Source organism: Acinetobacter sp. LMB-5 (assembly GCF_001541635.1).
Lineage (GTDB): Bacteria > Pseudomonadota > Gammaproteobacteria > Pseudomonadales > Moraxellaceae > Acinetobacter > Acinetobacter pittii.
In genome coordinates this window covers 340,212-353,769 of record NZ_LRDR01000006.1, presented here as the reverse complement: position 1 = coordinate 353,769, position 13,558 = coordinate 340,212, and the positions used below count along the sequence as shown (strand labels likewise).

The following is a 13,558-nucleotide window of genomic DNA, read 5'->3' as shown; positions in this document are numbered from 1 at the left end:
CTCCTTATTTCCAGCCTTGAAACCACATACCTTGGCCAAAGTCTTTATCCAGAATATCTTGTGCTTGTTTTGAGTTCTGGAATGCTTTAACAAAGGTTGCAAGTTTTTGGTTTTTATCTTGGTAATCGCGACGGGTCACAAACAAAATTGCATATTTTTTATCGATTGGATCTAAAAATAATGCGCTATGTGGATCGGTTACCTTTGCCATTTTTAAGTAGTGAGGGAAGCCGAAAATTAAATCGACATCATTATATGCATGTGCTGTCTGTGGTCCTTCAATCTCAACGAAACTCAGCTGTTTCGGATTAGCAATAATGTCTTGAGTGGTTGAAAGCTCATTATTAATGTCTTTAAGCTGAATTAAGCCTGCACGATGCAATAAAATTAAAGCACGAGCTAAATTGACCGGATCGTTTGGAATAGCCACCCGGGCATTTGAAGGTAAGTCTTCAAGTGATTTATATTTTTTCGAATATAAACCGACATGGCTTCCTGAGCCCACACCAAATGCGTGTAAGTCATAACCCGTTTCTTTAACAGCATTACGTAGAAATACGCTTTGCTGGAAAAAGTTTGCATCAATATCACCGTTTTGTACGGCAACATTGGGTGCTCGCCAATCAGAAAATTCAACGAGTTTGACATGAACACCTTGCTTTTCTACTTCATTGGCAACGCTTTGTAATAGCTCAGCATAAGGCGGGCTAATCCCGATCGTTAAAACATCATCGGCTTGTTTATTTTTAATATAACGGTAACCTACGAGGCCCAGAACTACAATTAAAATCGTAATTCCGAGTAACCAAGGTTTATGCTGTTTGAACTGAATCGCCATAATCTTTCCGTTATTACTTCCAGCCAGGGAACCAAAGTGTTGGCCCAATCTCAGCATCTAACACAGCTTTAACTTTTGGCGAATTTTGATAGATCTCAACAAATTTCTTTAATTTGTCGCCCTTATCTTGGTAGTCATCACGCACTACAAACAAAATTGCATAACGTTTATTGGTATTGTCATCAAGTAAAAGCGCACTTTCAGGGTCAGCAGTTTTTGCTAAGCGTAGGTAATGTGGATAGCCAAAAGCCAAGTCAACATCATCAATTGCACGAGCAGTTTGTGGTCCTTCAACCTCTATGAATTGCAAATTTTTAGGGTTTGAAACTACATCTTTAAGTGCAGATAAATGATTGTTTGAATCTTTAAGCGTAATTAATTTAGCTTGCTGTAAAAGTAGCAGGGCACGACCTTGGTTTACTGGATCATTTGGAATGACTACGCGTGCGTTTTGTGGCAATTCATCTAAGCTTTTGTACTTCTTTGAATAAAGTCCCACATGTGATGCTGCACCCACTGCAAATGCCTTTAATTTAAAGCCTGTTTCTTTAATTGCATTGTCTAAGAAAGGTTGGTGCTGGAAAAAGTTCGCATCAATATCCCCATGATTTAAAGTAATGTTTGGTGTATTCCAGTCAGAAAATTCGACTAGTTTTACATTTAAACCCTGTTTCTTTGCTTCATCGGCAGCAGCTTGTAAAGTTTTTGCAAATGGAGGACTAATCCCAATCACAAGTTCATTTGAGCCACTTTGACGATGTTTATTCCAAAAGAATAAAGCAATAATAAGGACTACAACGACTAAGCCTATGCCTAGCCATTTTTTTGAGGCTGTTTGAGCCATGTCTATCTCCAAATTTAGGCGGTTATTTCTTCAATTGTTGTTAAGTTTTTGCTGTTGTTATAGGGATTACATCGGAACGCTTGAACAGGGTGTTGTTCTGGTAATTGGTCACCCCGATTAAAAATTTTGTTCCGTAATGAACCCGCTTTATATGCAGTTTTATAGCGACCACGTTGTTGTAGCTCAGGAATGACCAAGCGAATAAAGTCGTGGTGAGACTCAGGTGCAACAGTACGTGTCAAATTAAAGCCATCAATATCTGTTTCATCTAAAAGATGAATTAGGTATTCAGAAACTTCTTCGCCACTACCGACAATGAGTGGATAACGACCACCCAAAACATGCTGAGCTTTTAAGTCATTTTTCGTGATTTGTTGCTCTTTAAATTTTTCGGTAATCGAAACAATACTGTTACTTTTTTGGTAAGGAATTGCTTCATCGTCGGCAAATTTACTTAAGTCGATGCCAGTTGAACTCGCATAATGCGCTAAGCCAGCTTCAGGACTTGCATATTGACGATATTCATTAAGTTTTTGTACAGCCAAATCATGTGTTTCGGCAACAACAACCGTTATACCAACAAAGACTTTAATGTCATCCGCTGAACGGCCTTGCTGTTCTGCAAGCGCACGAATCTTTTTCACTTGTTCGCGTATTTTTTCGGGTTTGTCGCCGCCAATAAATACACACTCAGCATGACGCGTCGCAAACTGCATACCTTTGGGTGAAGCACCTGCTTGGAACAGTGTTGGAGTGCGTTGTACAGAAGGAGACACCTGAAACACACCTTCGCTTTGGTAATATTTGCCGTGATGATAAATGGTGTGAACTTTAGACGGGTCTGTAAAAACACGTCGTGCTTTATCTTTTTTAACGGCGTCGTTTTCCCATGAACCTTCCCAATATTTGTAGCAGAGTTCTAAAAACTCTTCGGCTTGTTCATAGCGGGCATCGTGGTCTTTTAAACCTTTTTGACCAATCAAGCGTTCGGCACTATCTAAATAACCCGTCACGATATTCCAGCCAATACGACCTTGAGTTAAATGGTCGAGACTCGCAAAGCGGCGTGCAAATTGATATGGATGCTCATAGCTTAAGTTCACAGTGACCCCAAAACTCAGGTTTTCAGTGACTGCCGCCATTGCTGAAACGAGTGTAGATGGATCATGGCTTGGAAGTTGAATGGACTCTTTTAAAGTCAGATCAATACCATTTTGATAGACGTCATACACACCTGTAATATCGGCTATAAACAAGCCGTCAAATAAACCACTTTCTAAGGTTTTAGCTTGTTCTGTCCAATAGCTCAGTTCATTAAAGCGGTGTGATTCATCACGTGGATGTGTCCATAAGCCATGATTGATATGTCCAACACAGTTCATGTCAAAGGCGTTTAATAAAATCTCTTTTGCTTTGAAATCTGCCATTACAATGTCCCCCGTCGAGGTGGTAGAACACCGTTAAGAACATAGTTCCCAATAAAGTAATATTTCCATCGTGCAGCATCATGTAAGGTATGCACACGCGCATTGCGCCAGAAACGGTCTAGACCATCTTGTGATTGACTACCACGGCTACCAGCAAGTTCAATCAGCTTAGACGAAGCTTTTAGGGCGATATCGCTACTATGAGCACGTACTTTGGCAACATCGATGGATGCTTTCGCAATATTTTCTGGTGTGGTCTCAATTTTTGCGGCATCGATTGATTGCGCAGCTTGTTTTAATAAAACTTCACTTGCTCGTACATCGACAGCAATGCGTCCTAGCTCATAAATCGTTAAAGGATCTTGATTGGCTGTTTCTACTTGTGAGTCAATCCATGGACGAGCTTGATGTACTCTTTGCAAGCTTTCTTCAAAGGCTGCACGTGCAATACCTACCTCAATCGATGCATGCATAATTTGCGCAAAAGGACCCACTAAGGTTGGCTGTAAAAATGCAGTATCAAAAGGAATAACATCATCTGCATCGACAAAAACCTGATCAAACTTGACCGTGCCGCTGCCTGTCGTTTTCTGTCCAAAGCCAGACCAGTCATCAACAAGTTTTAATCCTTGTGAACCACTTTTTACAAAGGCTAGATACTCTCGACCCGCATTGTCTAAAACTAAGGTTGGAATACGGTGAGCAAATAAACTTCCTGTGCAGTAAAACTTTTCACCTTGAATCAAATACCCATTTTCATGCGGACGAATATTGGTTTGTTTATGAGTTGAAGTTTTGGTTTTAAACTCAGCAAGTGCATTACCAAAGCGAGTGCCATTTAAAACTTCGCTATATAAACGTTGTTTTTGAGCTTCTGTGCCTGTATTGCGCAATACTTCTAAAGCATAAAAATGGTTTTGTGGAATTTGTCCGATTGAACCATCGGCACCGCTTAAAAGTGCAATCACTTTAGCAACTGTATGGCTTGAAACTTCGGCACCGCCATATTGCTTTGGCACTGTAATTGCCCAGAGACCAGATTGGCTCAAAGCATCGATTTCGGTATACGGTAAAATTCGTTTAGCGTCTCGCTCAACTGCAGTTTTTTTAAATTGCTTAGCAAATTGTTTGGCAACTTCTAATGCTTCAACATCATTTTGAATAATGTGCGCTTGGCCCGATGCCGATGTTTGTTTAGTTTGAACCGATTGATATGAAGTCATGACAATTTCTCCTTAAATCCAAGCATGGCGGGCAGGGAAATGACCATTAAGGTAATAATTGCCAATGGCATGTAATTTCCAGCGAACAGGGTCGTGTAAGGTATGTACACGGGCATTTCGCCAATGTTGATCTAAATTATGTTGGCTTAAGCTTGAACGACTACCACCCAGCTCCAGCAATTTTTCTGAAATTTGTAGAGCCGCATCATTGGCGTAGACTTTCGCTTCAGCAACCAAAATTGAAGCTTTAGCTACTTGTTCATCAGTCACCGTTTGAAGTTGATCAAGTTCATCTAAATACTCAGCAGCTTCATCAAGCAGTAAAATTGCAGCATCGAGCAAAATATTTAACTTACCTACCTCTTGCAGGGTGTAATGTTCAAAGCTGGCTTTTTCAACCTTTGCATCAATAATTGGGCGTGCTTTATGAATAGTCGATAAAGTATCGTCAAATGCAGCTTCTGCAATCCCCACATCAATGGCAACTTGTAATAACTGAGAATAAGCACCGCGATAGGTAGGGGCTTTAGTTAATAAACGTTCATCAAAAATGAGTTCTGGATTAACTTCAACTTGATTTAATTTAACTGTACCACTCGCTGTAGTTCGTTGACCAAATCCATTCCAGTCATTAATGACTTCAATACCTTGAGCGTCTCGGTTAATAATCACTAAAACCACATGACCTTCAGGATGAATTGCTTTAATTGCAAGCCAATGCGCAAAGCTCGTACCTGTAGAATAAAACTTTTCGCCGTTTAAAATATATTTGCCGTTCTCAACAGTAAGATTGCTTTTTAATGTTTTTGAATCATGGCTATTACGTTCTGGTCCACCGTTAGCAAGACGCTTTCCTGCCAATATTTCTGAAAAAATAAATTGTTTTTGTTGTTCTGTGCCCATGATTTCGATCAGGTTTAACAGGCTAATCTGATTTTGTGGAATCTGACCAACATTTGCATCACCTTTACTCAAAATACGGAAAACTTGAGCCAAAGTTTTATTGGAAATAAAAGCGCCGCCATATTTTTTCGCAATTCGAATTCCGCCTAAGCCTTTTTGGCTAAAGCTTTCGATTTGCTCATGCGGTAGTAAGCGTTGTTGATCACGTGTATTACGACCCTCTAAAGCATAATCCGCCACTTGATAAGCAGCATTAATCGCTTGTTGATCATTTTGAATGATTTGGACGTATGCAGTCGTTTTTGATAGAGAATTAGACATAATGACACCTTGTATTGCTGTCATTACCTTACAAAAGAAATATTTTTCCACTAAACGAGGACTTATGCTCAGCTTATGAATAAAAATGCAAAGCACTTTTTTTGCTTTTTAATGAAAAAATAGAGATATTGAAAAATTATAAAAAACAATGGTTTAATGTTGTTTTTCGGAAAAATAATAATAGAATTGGTTTTAATATGAAAAAGAGCAATAAGTACGGTAAAAAAAGATATAAAAAAATAGACTTAAGTGTCAGTGAAAAATGAGCACAATATCCATTGTTTTAACTAAAAATAGCTTCTAAAGTATCTACTTACCGACGACCATTTTTGTACAAATAGTCAAATAAAAATAAACGTGGAGATTTTATGCGGGTTTTGTATCAGTTTCCTTTGTCCCATTATTGTGAAAAAGCTCGCTGGTTGTTAGACCATAAAGAACTTGATTATGTGGCTCATAACTTAATTCCAGGCTTTCATCGTGCTTTTGCACAACTCAAAACAGGCCAAAATTTACTGCCTATTTTGAAAGATGATCATCAATGGATCGCTCAATCGACTAAAATTGCACTTTATCTGGATGATACTTATCCGGAGCATTCACTGTTACGTCGTGATGAACAATTAAGACAGCAAACATTAAAAATAGATAGCTTGGCTGATGAGCTGGGTATTCATGTCCGTCGTTGGGCTCTAGCTCATACGTTGGCGCATGGAGACCATGCTTTAGAAATTATGATGGGTGAACAAGGCTATTTACGTCAGTTTGAAAAAATATCGAAGCCATTCCTCAAAACACTGGTAAAGAAGAACTATAAACTTGAAGAAGAGCTAGTCAACCAGTCAAAAGAACGTATGGATGAACTCATAAATGAACTAAATAACTGCTTAATCGAAAATCAGGCACGTTATATGGTAGGCGATCGCTTAAGTCTTGCTGATATTTCTGTATGTTCTATGCTTGCTCCTTTATTAGAAATAAAGGGTACGCCATGGGAGCGGGAAGAGGCTGAAGGTGTTTCGGAAGAATGGAATAACTATCAACAAAATTTACTCGATTTACCTCTAGGTCAGTATGTTTTAAGAATATATCAAACTGAGCGTAATGCGCGAGTAGATTGGCGCGGAATTTAAAATTATAAAATGCCCTGAGAAAATCGGGGCTTATTTTTATCTTTGCTAGTTATTTTATTAAGGTAGATATTACTATCAATTTTCTAAATGATTTTTATTAAGCCATTTGTTTATATTATTTTGATGCCAAAATTACTTTTTACAATATAAATTCCATTTTATCTAAATGATTAATAATTTTAATTTTTATGATTTTTTGGAAAATACAATTTTTCTAAATACTATTTTTAGCCAAAGTTAAGCCACTTTATTGCGCATGTGTTTACAATGTAATCAATAATTGCCACATTTAAGTGTAAATAGATGAGCTTAATAATAGACAGAAGATTAAAACATAGATTAAAGTAGAAACATGTGAGCAGTTTTAAAGGTATTAATTCTGCAAAACAGATTGAATAGAATAAGTGAAGCAAATGGATGGGTCCGACTTGGAAAAGTTGGCTCGATAATTGCAATTTAATAAAAAATCACTCTATTGCTCTATATGAATGATTCTATAGATAAATAGAGAGAATGATCATCAAGGAGTTCTTATGAAACGTTCTGCAACCTCTCTCATTATTTCAACAGTTATGCTTTGTACGGTTGGCGCTACTTCTCAAATTCAAGCAGCAGATACATTAGCTAAAATTAAAAGTACCGGAAAAATCGTAATTGGTCATCGAGAATCCTCAGATCCAATTTCATATGTTGTTGCAGGTAAACCAGTAGGTTATGCAGTCGATATCTGTAACCAGTTTGCAAATGACATTAAAAAAGAATTGAAAATGCCTGGCTTAAAAGTTGAGTATAAGGCAGTAACTTCATCAACACGTATTCCTGAGCTTTTGGCAGGCAATATCGATATGGAATGTGGTACCACTACAAACTCTAAACAACGTCAGCAACAAGTTGGTTTCTCAACTAACTACTATGCAACAGAAGTGCGCATGGCTGTTAAAGCAAACTCTGGCATTAAGAGTTTGGCGGACTTAAATGGTAAAGCAGTTGTTACTACTCAAGGCACTACATCTGACAAATACATTAAGATGAATGAAAAAGGTCAGGCAGTTAATGTTCAAAATATTTATGGTAAAGATCATGCTGACTCTTTTGCCATGATGGCATCTGGCCGTGCTGCTGCATTTGTAATGGATGATAATATTTTAGCAGGCTTGATTGCGAAGTCTTCTACACCTAAAGCTTTCGCAATTGTAGGTCCGGTACTTTCATCTGAACCTTATGGAATTATGCTTGCTAAAGATGATCCAAAATTTAAAGCGGTTGCAGACCGTACCGTAAATAACTTGTGGAAAACTGGTAAAATGGACGCTTTATATAAGAAGTGGTTCTTATCTCCAATTCCACCAAAAAACACGAATTTGAACATGCAACAAAGTTCATCTTATAAGAAATTAAAAGCTAACCCAACAGATGCAGGAATCTAACTGGATCTTTTTGTCCTAAATTTACTTGTGTAAGTGTAAAGATTCATTTGCACAAGTGGTCTATTTTCTAAAGATATTAATTTAAGGGGCAAACATGTCAGTCGGCTCGCTAAACTGGACTATATTCTGTGCGGAGTCTAATGAATATGGTGTCGATAAAGCCGCATGGGCAGAATCAGTTTGTAAAGCTATTGGTAGCTCAAGCTACAATGCTTATGCTGAGGCACCCACATGGTTACAAATGTTAGGTTCAGGCGTGTTCACTATGGTTTGGACAGCTATTATAGCCTTTCTTATCGCATTTTTATTAGGTTCTCTCCTAGGGGTAATTCGTACATTACCCAACAAACCTCTCGCATTTATCGGCAATTGTTACGTTGAAATTTTCCGTAATATTCCACTTATTGTGCAACTATTCTTCTGGGCTTTTGTTTTTCCCGAGTTTTTACCGGACAGCTTAAGTGCAGGTAGTGGGGATGTAGTTGCTGGTGGTTGGTGGAAAAATATTTTAAATCAGCAACCTGCGGTTATTGGTGTTTTTGCATTAGGTCTCTACACGGCTGCCCGTGTATCTGAGCACATACGTGCCGGAATTAATACCGTGTCTCGTGGACAGAAGTTCGCAGCTTCCGCTATGGGTTTTACTACTGCACAAAGCTATCGTTATGTCATTTTACCGGTTGCATATCGTACCGTATGGCCAACGATTACATCTGAAGCAATGAACGTTTTTAAAAATTCAGCTGTTTTATATGCGTTGAGTGTGTTGAATTTCTTTGCTTACACGAAAACCATGCGTGAAGAAACTTCTCAGGACATTATCATTCTTATTCTCTCTACACCTGTTTATTTGATTATCACTTATAGCATTAAGTTTGTGATGGCATGGATTGAGAAACGAATGGCTGTACCTGGCTTAGGTTCAGGAGGGAAGTAATCATGGATTTTTCTTTATTACAAAACCCTGATGTGATCGCGGCACTCAAAGAAGGTTTCATTTTTACGCTTACTGTAACGGTATTAGCAATGATGGGCGGTATCCTAATTGGAACCCCATTGGCAATGATGCGATTATCTAGTAATGCCATCGCAAGTAATTTTGCAAAATTTTATGTTGATCTGTTTCGTGGTATTCCACTGATTCAGGTGATCTTTATCTTCTACTTTTTATTGCCGAAAATATTTGAGTTTCAATCTGATACCTATTGGGGACCATTATTTTCGAGTGTCGTGACCTTTGCTATTTTTGAAGCAGCTTTTTTCTCGGAAATTGTACGTTCTGGAATTCAGTCTATTTCAAAAGGTCAGGTACATGCAGGCTATGCGCTAGGTTTTACCTATGGTCAATCAATGCGCTACGTGGTATTACCTCAAGCCTTTCGTAACATGCTCCCAGTATTGTTAACTCAAACAATCATTCTATTTCAGGACATCTCTTTAGTTTATGTGATTAGTGCACCTGACTTTTTAGGTCGTGCAGATACATTGGCTAATACTTATGGACCTGAAACAAAAGCAACATTCTATTTAATCGTCGCTGTAGTGTATTTCTGTAGCTCGTTTGTGCTGTCGCATTTAGTCAAACGCTTACAGCAAAAAATTGCCATCATTCGCTAATTGGAGATTTTAAATGCCAATGATAGACATCCAACATATCTCTAAATGGTATGGTGATTTTCAGGTTTTAACAGATTGCACGACGAGTATTGAAAAAGGTGATGTCGTTGTTGTTTGCGGACCATCTGGTTCGGGAAAATCAACACTCATCAAAACAGTAAATGCTTTGGAACCATTTCAACAAGGTGACATTATTGTTGATGGAATTTCGCTTAAAGATCCAAAAACAGATCTCGCTAAATTTCGTTCACGAGTGGGAATGGTCTTTCAGCACTTTGAGCTTTTTCCGCACATGACTGTTTTGGAAAATTTAACCATTGCTCAAGTTAAAGTGTTAAAGCGTTCAGTTGCAGATGCTCGTGCAAAAGGTCTGAAATATTTAGAGCGTGTAGGCTTACTTGCTCATAAAGATAAATTTCCGGGGCAGTTGTCGGGTGGTCAGCAGCAACGTGTAGCGATTGCACGTGGCTTGTCTATGGACCCAATCTGTATGTTGTTTGATGAACCAACTTCTGCACTTGATCCTGAAATGGTCGGTGAAGTTCTTGAAGTTATGGTGCAGCTCGCACATGAAGGCATGACCATGATGTGTGTTACTCATGAAATGGGCTTTGCTAAAAGAGTATCTAACCGTTTAATTTTTATGGATGAAGGTAAAATTTTAGAAGATTGCCCAACCCATGAGTTCTTTGATAATTTAGAAGCTCGTCATGAGCGTGCTAAACTTTTCTTAGAAAAAATTCAGGCGATGCACTAATAACCCTAATAAAAAAAGAGCCATTAAAGGCTCTTTTTTATATCTAATTTTTAGAAACTATATTTTGCTAGCAGGTTGATACGTGAATAATCACCCTTGTCACCTGCAAAAGTTTCACGTTGACCGTAAGTATATTCTGCTCCTAAATCAATATTTTTAACTGGGTTCCAGATTAAATTGACTAAAGCGTTATAAATTTCTTTGTTATAGCTGGTATTGGTTAAATTGCTATTAGCATAGACATTATCATCTTTGTATTGAATACCACCTACAGCAAAAGTAGAACGCAGAATAGGGCTCCATTTACGTTGATATCCAATTACTGCGCTATCGAATTCTCCTAAATTAATATCTTGTGTTGTTGTGTCATAGTTATAAGCCGAATTGCTATAAAGTAAATAACGGCCATCGCCTTTAACATGATAGTAGTTAGCAACTACGCTATCTTGAGGCGTTAAATCATATTTACCACCAACGCCTACACCCCAGCCAAATTTCTCTTCAGAAGCACTATCTTTTGGAGCTACACGGTTTTCATGGGCAAGACCATGTAACTGTAATAGGCCTTTGTTATCCGTAGTTTTGAAATCATATCGTGCTGTTAAAGCAGGAAAACGACTTCCACCGGCAGCATTACCAGCTTTTTCAACATCGCCACCCTCTAAGGCAACTAATATTTTTTGTTGTGCATTAATTGGCTGGGTGTAACGAACCTGTACTGTACGTGTAGTACCTGTACCAATAGCGCCATTAAAATCTACTGTTTCTGGTGATGTATCTGTGTTTACAAAGGGTGAGGTTGTTTGACCAGCTAACCATTTTCCTAAAGACATATAGGCATGACGAACACGGAAAGTACCATTGCCATTATCTCCATTGCCACCCATGAAATCGGCTTCAATTTTACCTGTTAAATCTCCATATTGAGTTGGACGAGTAATATCTAAGCCAATTCGTGAAGTTGCTGCAGATATATTGAGTGAGTCTTGTTTTGGATCATCTTTATTCAGTGGATAATTGGCACCATTTGAAATACTGCCATTTGAACCTTTAAAGTCATAGGTTGCATCTGCCCGAACACTACCATAAAGCTTGACTTGAGTTTGCCCATCAGCCATAGCCATCCAACCTGGTTTTGATGCAGGAGGTGTAGGGGTAGAAGGTGCTGCGGGAGTTGTTGCTGGAGCAGTGACAGTTAAAGCTGTTTTTTGTTGATCAGATAGTTTCTGGACGAGTTGTTTTAACTCCTTTACTTCATCACGTAAGGCGTTAACTTCAGCATCTGTAGCGGCATGCACAGGCATCGTCACGCTCATTGCACCTAAAGAACTCATTGCTAACACTAGTGTTTTGATCTTATTCACAGGAACTCCCCCGACATGGATAAAAATTTTCCTGCAAATACATAACAAAAATGATGCCAACTTTAAGAAACTTGAAAAATAGTCAAATTTTGATGATTAATTCCTTTTTAGCCTCAAATGGTAGTGAGAATAAGGATTTTGCATCGATAAATCAGATTTAAGTATAAACCGACTCTCTAAAATGAATCGCCCCTGACACTACTTGCACGTTTAAAAGGCATAAAAGAATTAGGCTCTATAAAGGAAAAAGAGTTTTACTGTCTATAACCTTTGTATTTTCAATGCAGAGGTAGTGGTATAGGGGTATACTATCTTTAATGTGAAATTCTGGCTGGAGATAAGAGTGGAGTTAGATCGTTTTGATAAACAAATTCTAGAAATTTTGTCTCATGAAGACTTAAATTTGAATGAACTTTCAGAACGGATCAATCTGTCAGTCAGTTCTGTGCACCGCCGTATTAAGCACCTGATTGAAGCCAACATCATGGGACAGCTCAAAAGGGAAATTAATTTTAGTAAGCTTGGTTTTACTTTACATATTTTATTGCAAGTTTCATTGAGTAAACATGATAGTGAAACATTTGATAAGTTTCTGTCTGAAATAGAAGCAATTCCAGAAGTAACTAATGCATTCTTGGTAACGGGTCAGAGTGCTGATTTTATTTTAGAGCTTGTAGCACGCAACATGGATGACTACAGTGAAATTTTATTAAGACGTATTGGAAAAATCGACAATGTAGTTGCTTTGCATTCTAGCTTTGTCATTAAAGAATATAATGTGTTTAATTGCTATAACTTGCTCAATAAACTATAAAAAAACGCACCATTTGGTGCGTTTTCTTTGATTCAAATGTTTGATTTAAGCATCAAGTTGAGCCAAAACCTCATCCGAGAATTCAACGTTAGTATAAACGTTTTGTACATCGTCAAGATCTTCAAACATATCAATCATTTTAAGAATTTGTTTTGCTTGGTCAACATCTGTAATTTCAGCTTTTGTAGATGGACTCATCACAACTTCTGCGTTATCTGATTTTAAACCAGCAGCAGTAAGGGCATCTTGTACTTCACCGAAAGTTTCTGGTGAAGTGATTACCAAAATTTCATCTTCTGAAACTTCAATATCTTCAGCGCCAGCTTCTAAAGCAACTTCCATGATTTTATCTTCTAAAGAAACATCTTCAAAAGTAATCTCACCACGTTTAGTAAATAGATAAGATACAGAACCCGCAGTTCCTAAGTTACCATTTGTTTTACTAAAACAGTGACGTACGTCTGGTACTGTACGGTTTAAGTTATCTGTCATTGTTTCAACAAGAACAGCAACCCCACCAACACCATAACCTTCATAAGTTACTTCTTTTAGATCATCATTATCTTCACCACCAGCACCACGTTGGATAGCACGGTTAATGGTATCACGTGTCATATTAACTGAGAGAGCTTTTTCAACTACTGCACGCAGACGAGGGTTGCTAGCAGGATCTCCACCACCAAGTTTGGCAGCAGTCACAATTTCACGAATATATTTAGTAAAAACCTTACCGCGACTTGCATCTTGTTTAGCTTTACGATGCTTAATATTGGCCCATTTAGAATGACCCGCCATGGACGTGAACTCCAAAAAAAGAAAATGCAAAAGTGCTGGAATATTAGCATAGGCTTGGTTTTGTTGAAAACTGTTGCCCTGCGTTTTGTTAGCCA

General features: G+C 38.1%; 13 protein-coding genes. 6 read left to right on the top strand and 7 right to left on the bottom strand.

Annotation, left to right across the window (positions count from 1 at the left end):
* Positions 1 to 4 precede the first annotated feature (4 nt).
* The 5 genes from AW165_RS10590 to AW165_RS10570 are packed head-to-tail and all read right to left on the bottom strand — an operon-like array spanning position 5 to position 5,580.
* Positions 5 to 838, bottom strand: a complete 834-nt coding sequence (locus AW165_RS10590; RefSeq protein ID WP_060465783.1) for a MetQ/NlpA family ABC transporter substrate-binding protein — start codon at positions 836 to 838, stop codon at positions 5 to 7.
* A gap of 13 nt (positions 839 to 851) precedes the next feature.
* Entirely contained in the window at positions 852 to 1,682 is an 831-nt protein-coding gene (locus tag AW165_RS10585) for a MetQ/NlpA family ABC transporter substrate-binding protein (protein WP_060465782.1), read from the bottom strand.
* Between the two features lie 14 nt (positions 1,683 to 1,696).
* Positions 1,697 to 3,109, bottom strand: a complete 1,413-nt coding sequence (locus AW165_RS10580; RefSeq protein WP_060465781.1) for an LLM class flavin-dependent oxidoreductase — start codon at positions 3,107 to 3,109, stop codon at positions 1,697 to 1,699.
* On the bottom strand, positions 3,109 to 4,332 hold the full coding sequence (locus tag AW165_RS10575) for an SfnB family sulfur acquisition oxidoreductase (protein ID WP_060465780.1): 1,224 nt from the start codon (positions 4,330 to 4,332) through the stop codon (positions 3,109 to 3,111). Before AW165_RS10575 ends, AW165_RS10580 begins: the two co-directional genes overlap by 1 nt.
* 12 nt (positions 4,333 to 4,344) lie before the next feature.
* Positions 4,345 to 5,580 (bottom strand): SfnB family sulfur acquisition oxidoreductase, encoded by a 1,236-nt coding sequence (locus AW165_RS10570; RefSeq protein ID WP_081410611.1) that lies wholly within the window; start codon positions 5,578 to 5,580, stop codon positions 4,345 to 4,347.
* A gap of 344 nt (positions 5,581 to 5,924) precedes the next feature.
* On the opposite strand from AW165_RS10570, the gene AW165_RS10565 reads away from it, so the two are divergent.
* From AW165_RS10565 to AW165_RS10545, 5 genes are all read left to right on the top strand, one after another.
* Positions 5,925 to 6,689, top strand: coding sequence for a glutathione S-transferase family protein (locus AW165_RS10565; RefSeq protein WP_060465779.1), 765 nt, complete (start codon positions 5,925 to 5,927; stop codon positions 6,687 to 6,689).
* 533 nt (positions 6,690 to 7,222) lie between these two features.
* Entirely contained in the window at positions 7,223 to 8,116 is an 894-nt protein-coding gene (locus tag AW165_RS10560; protein WP_005076378.1) for an amino acid ABC transporter substrate-binding protein, read from the top strand.
* Between the two features lie 94 nt (positions 8,117 to 8,210).
* Positions 8,211 to 9,053, top strand: coding sequence for an amino acid ABC transporter permease (locus AW165_RS10555; RefSeq protein WP_002114400.1), 843 nt, complete (start codon positions 8,211 to 8,213; stop codon positions 9,051 to 9,053).
* 2 nt (positions 9,054 to 9,055) lie between these two features.
* Positions 9,056 to 9,733: an amino acid ABC transporter permease gene (locus AW165_RS10550; protein ID WP_016145033.1), complete on the top strand. Its 678-nt coding sequence runs from the start codon at positions 9,056 to 9,058 to the stop codon at positions 9,731 to 9,733.
* A 13-nt stretch (positions 9,734 to 9,746) separates the two neighbouring features.
* Positions 9,747 to 10,490 carry an amino acid ABC transporter ATP-binding protein gene (locus AW165_RS10545; RefSeq protein ID WP_002114298.1) on the top strand — a complete coding sequence of 248 codons (744 nt, stop codon included), beginning with the start codon at positions 9,747 to 9,749 and terminating at the stop codon, positions 10,488 to 10,490.
* A 50-nt stretch (positions 10,491 to 10,540) separates the two neighbouring features.
* Here AW165_RS10545 and AW165_RS10540 read toward each other — a convergent pair whose 3' ends face one another.
* The gene (locus tag AW165_RS10540; protein ID WP_212823852.1) at positions 10,541 to 11,854 is read right to left on the bottom strand and encodes a DcaP family trimeric outer membrane transporter; all 1,314 of its coding nucleotides are present in this window, start codon (positions 11,852 to 11,854) and stop codon (positions 10,541 to 10,543) included.
* A 343-nt stretch (positions 11,855 to 12,197) separates the two neighbouring features.
* Between AW165_RS10540 and AW165_RS10535 the strand changes: the two genes are divergently transcribed.
* On the top strand, positions 12,198 to 12,668 hold the full coding sequence (locus AW165_RS10535) for an Lrp/AsnC family transcriptional regulator (protein WP_002050132.1): 471 nt from the start codon (positions 12,198 to 12,200) through the stop codon (positions 12,666 to 12,668).
* A gap of 45 nt (positions 12,669 to 12,713) precedes the next feature.
* Here AW165_RS10535 and AW165_RS10530 read toward each other — a convergent pair whose 3' ends face one another.
* Positions 12,714 to 13,463, bottom strand: a complete 750-nt coding sequence (locus AW165_RS10530) for a YebC/PmpR family DNA-binding transcriptional regulator (protein ID WP_002114471.1) — start codon at positions 13,461 to 13,463, stop codon at positions 12,714 to 12,716.
* Positions 13,464 to 13,558: the final 95 nt, after the last annotated feature.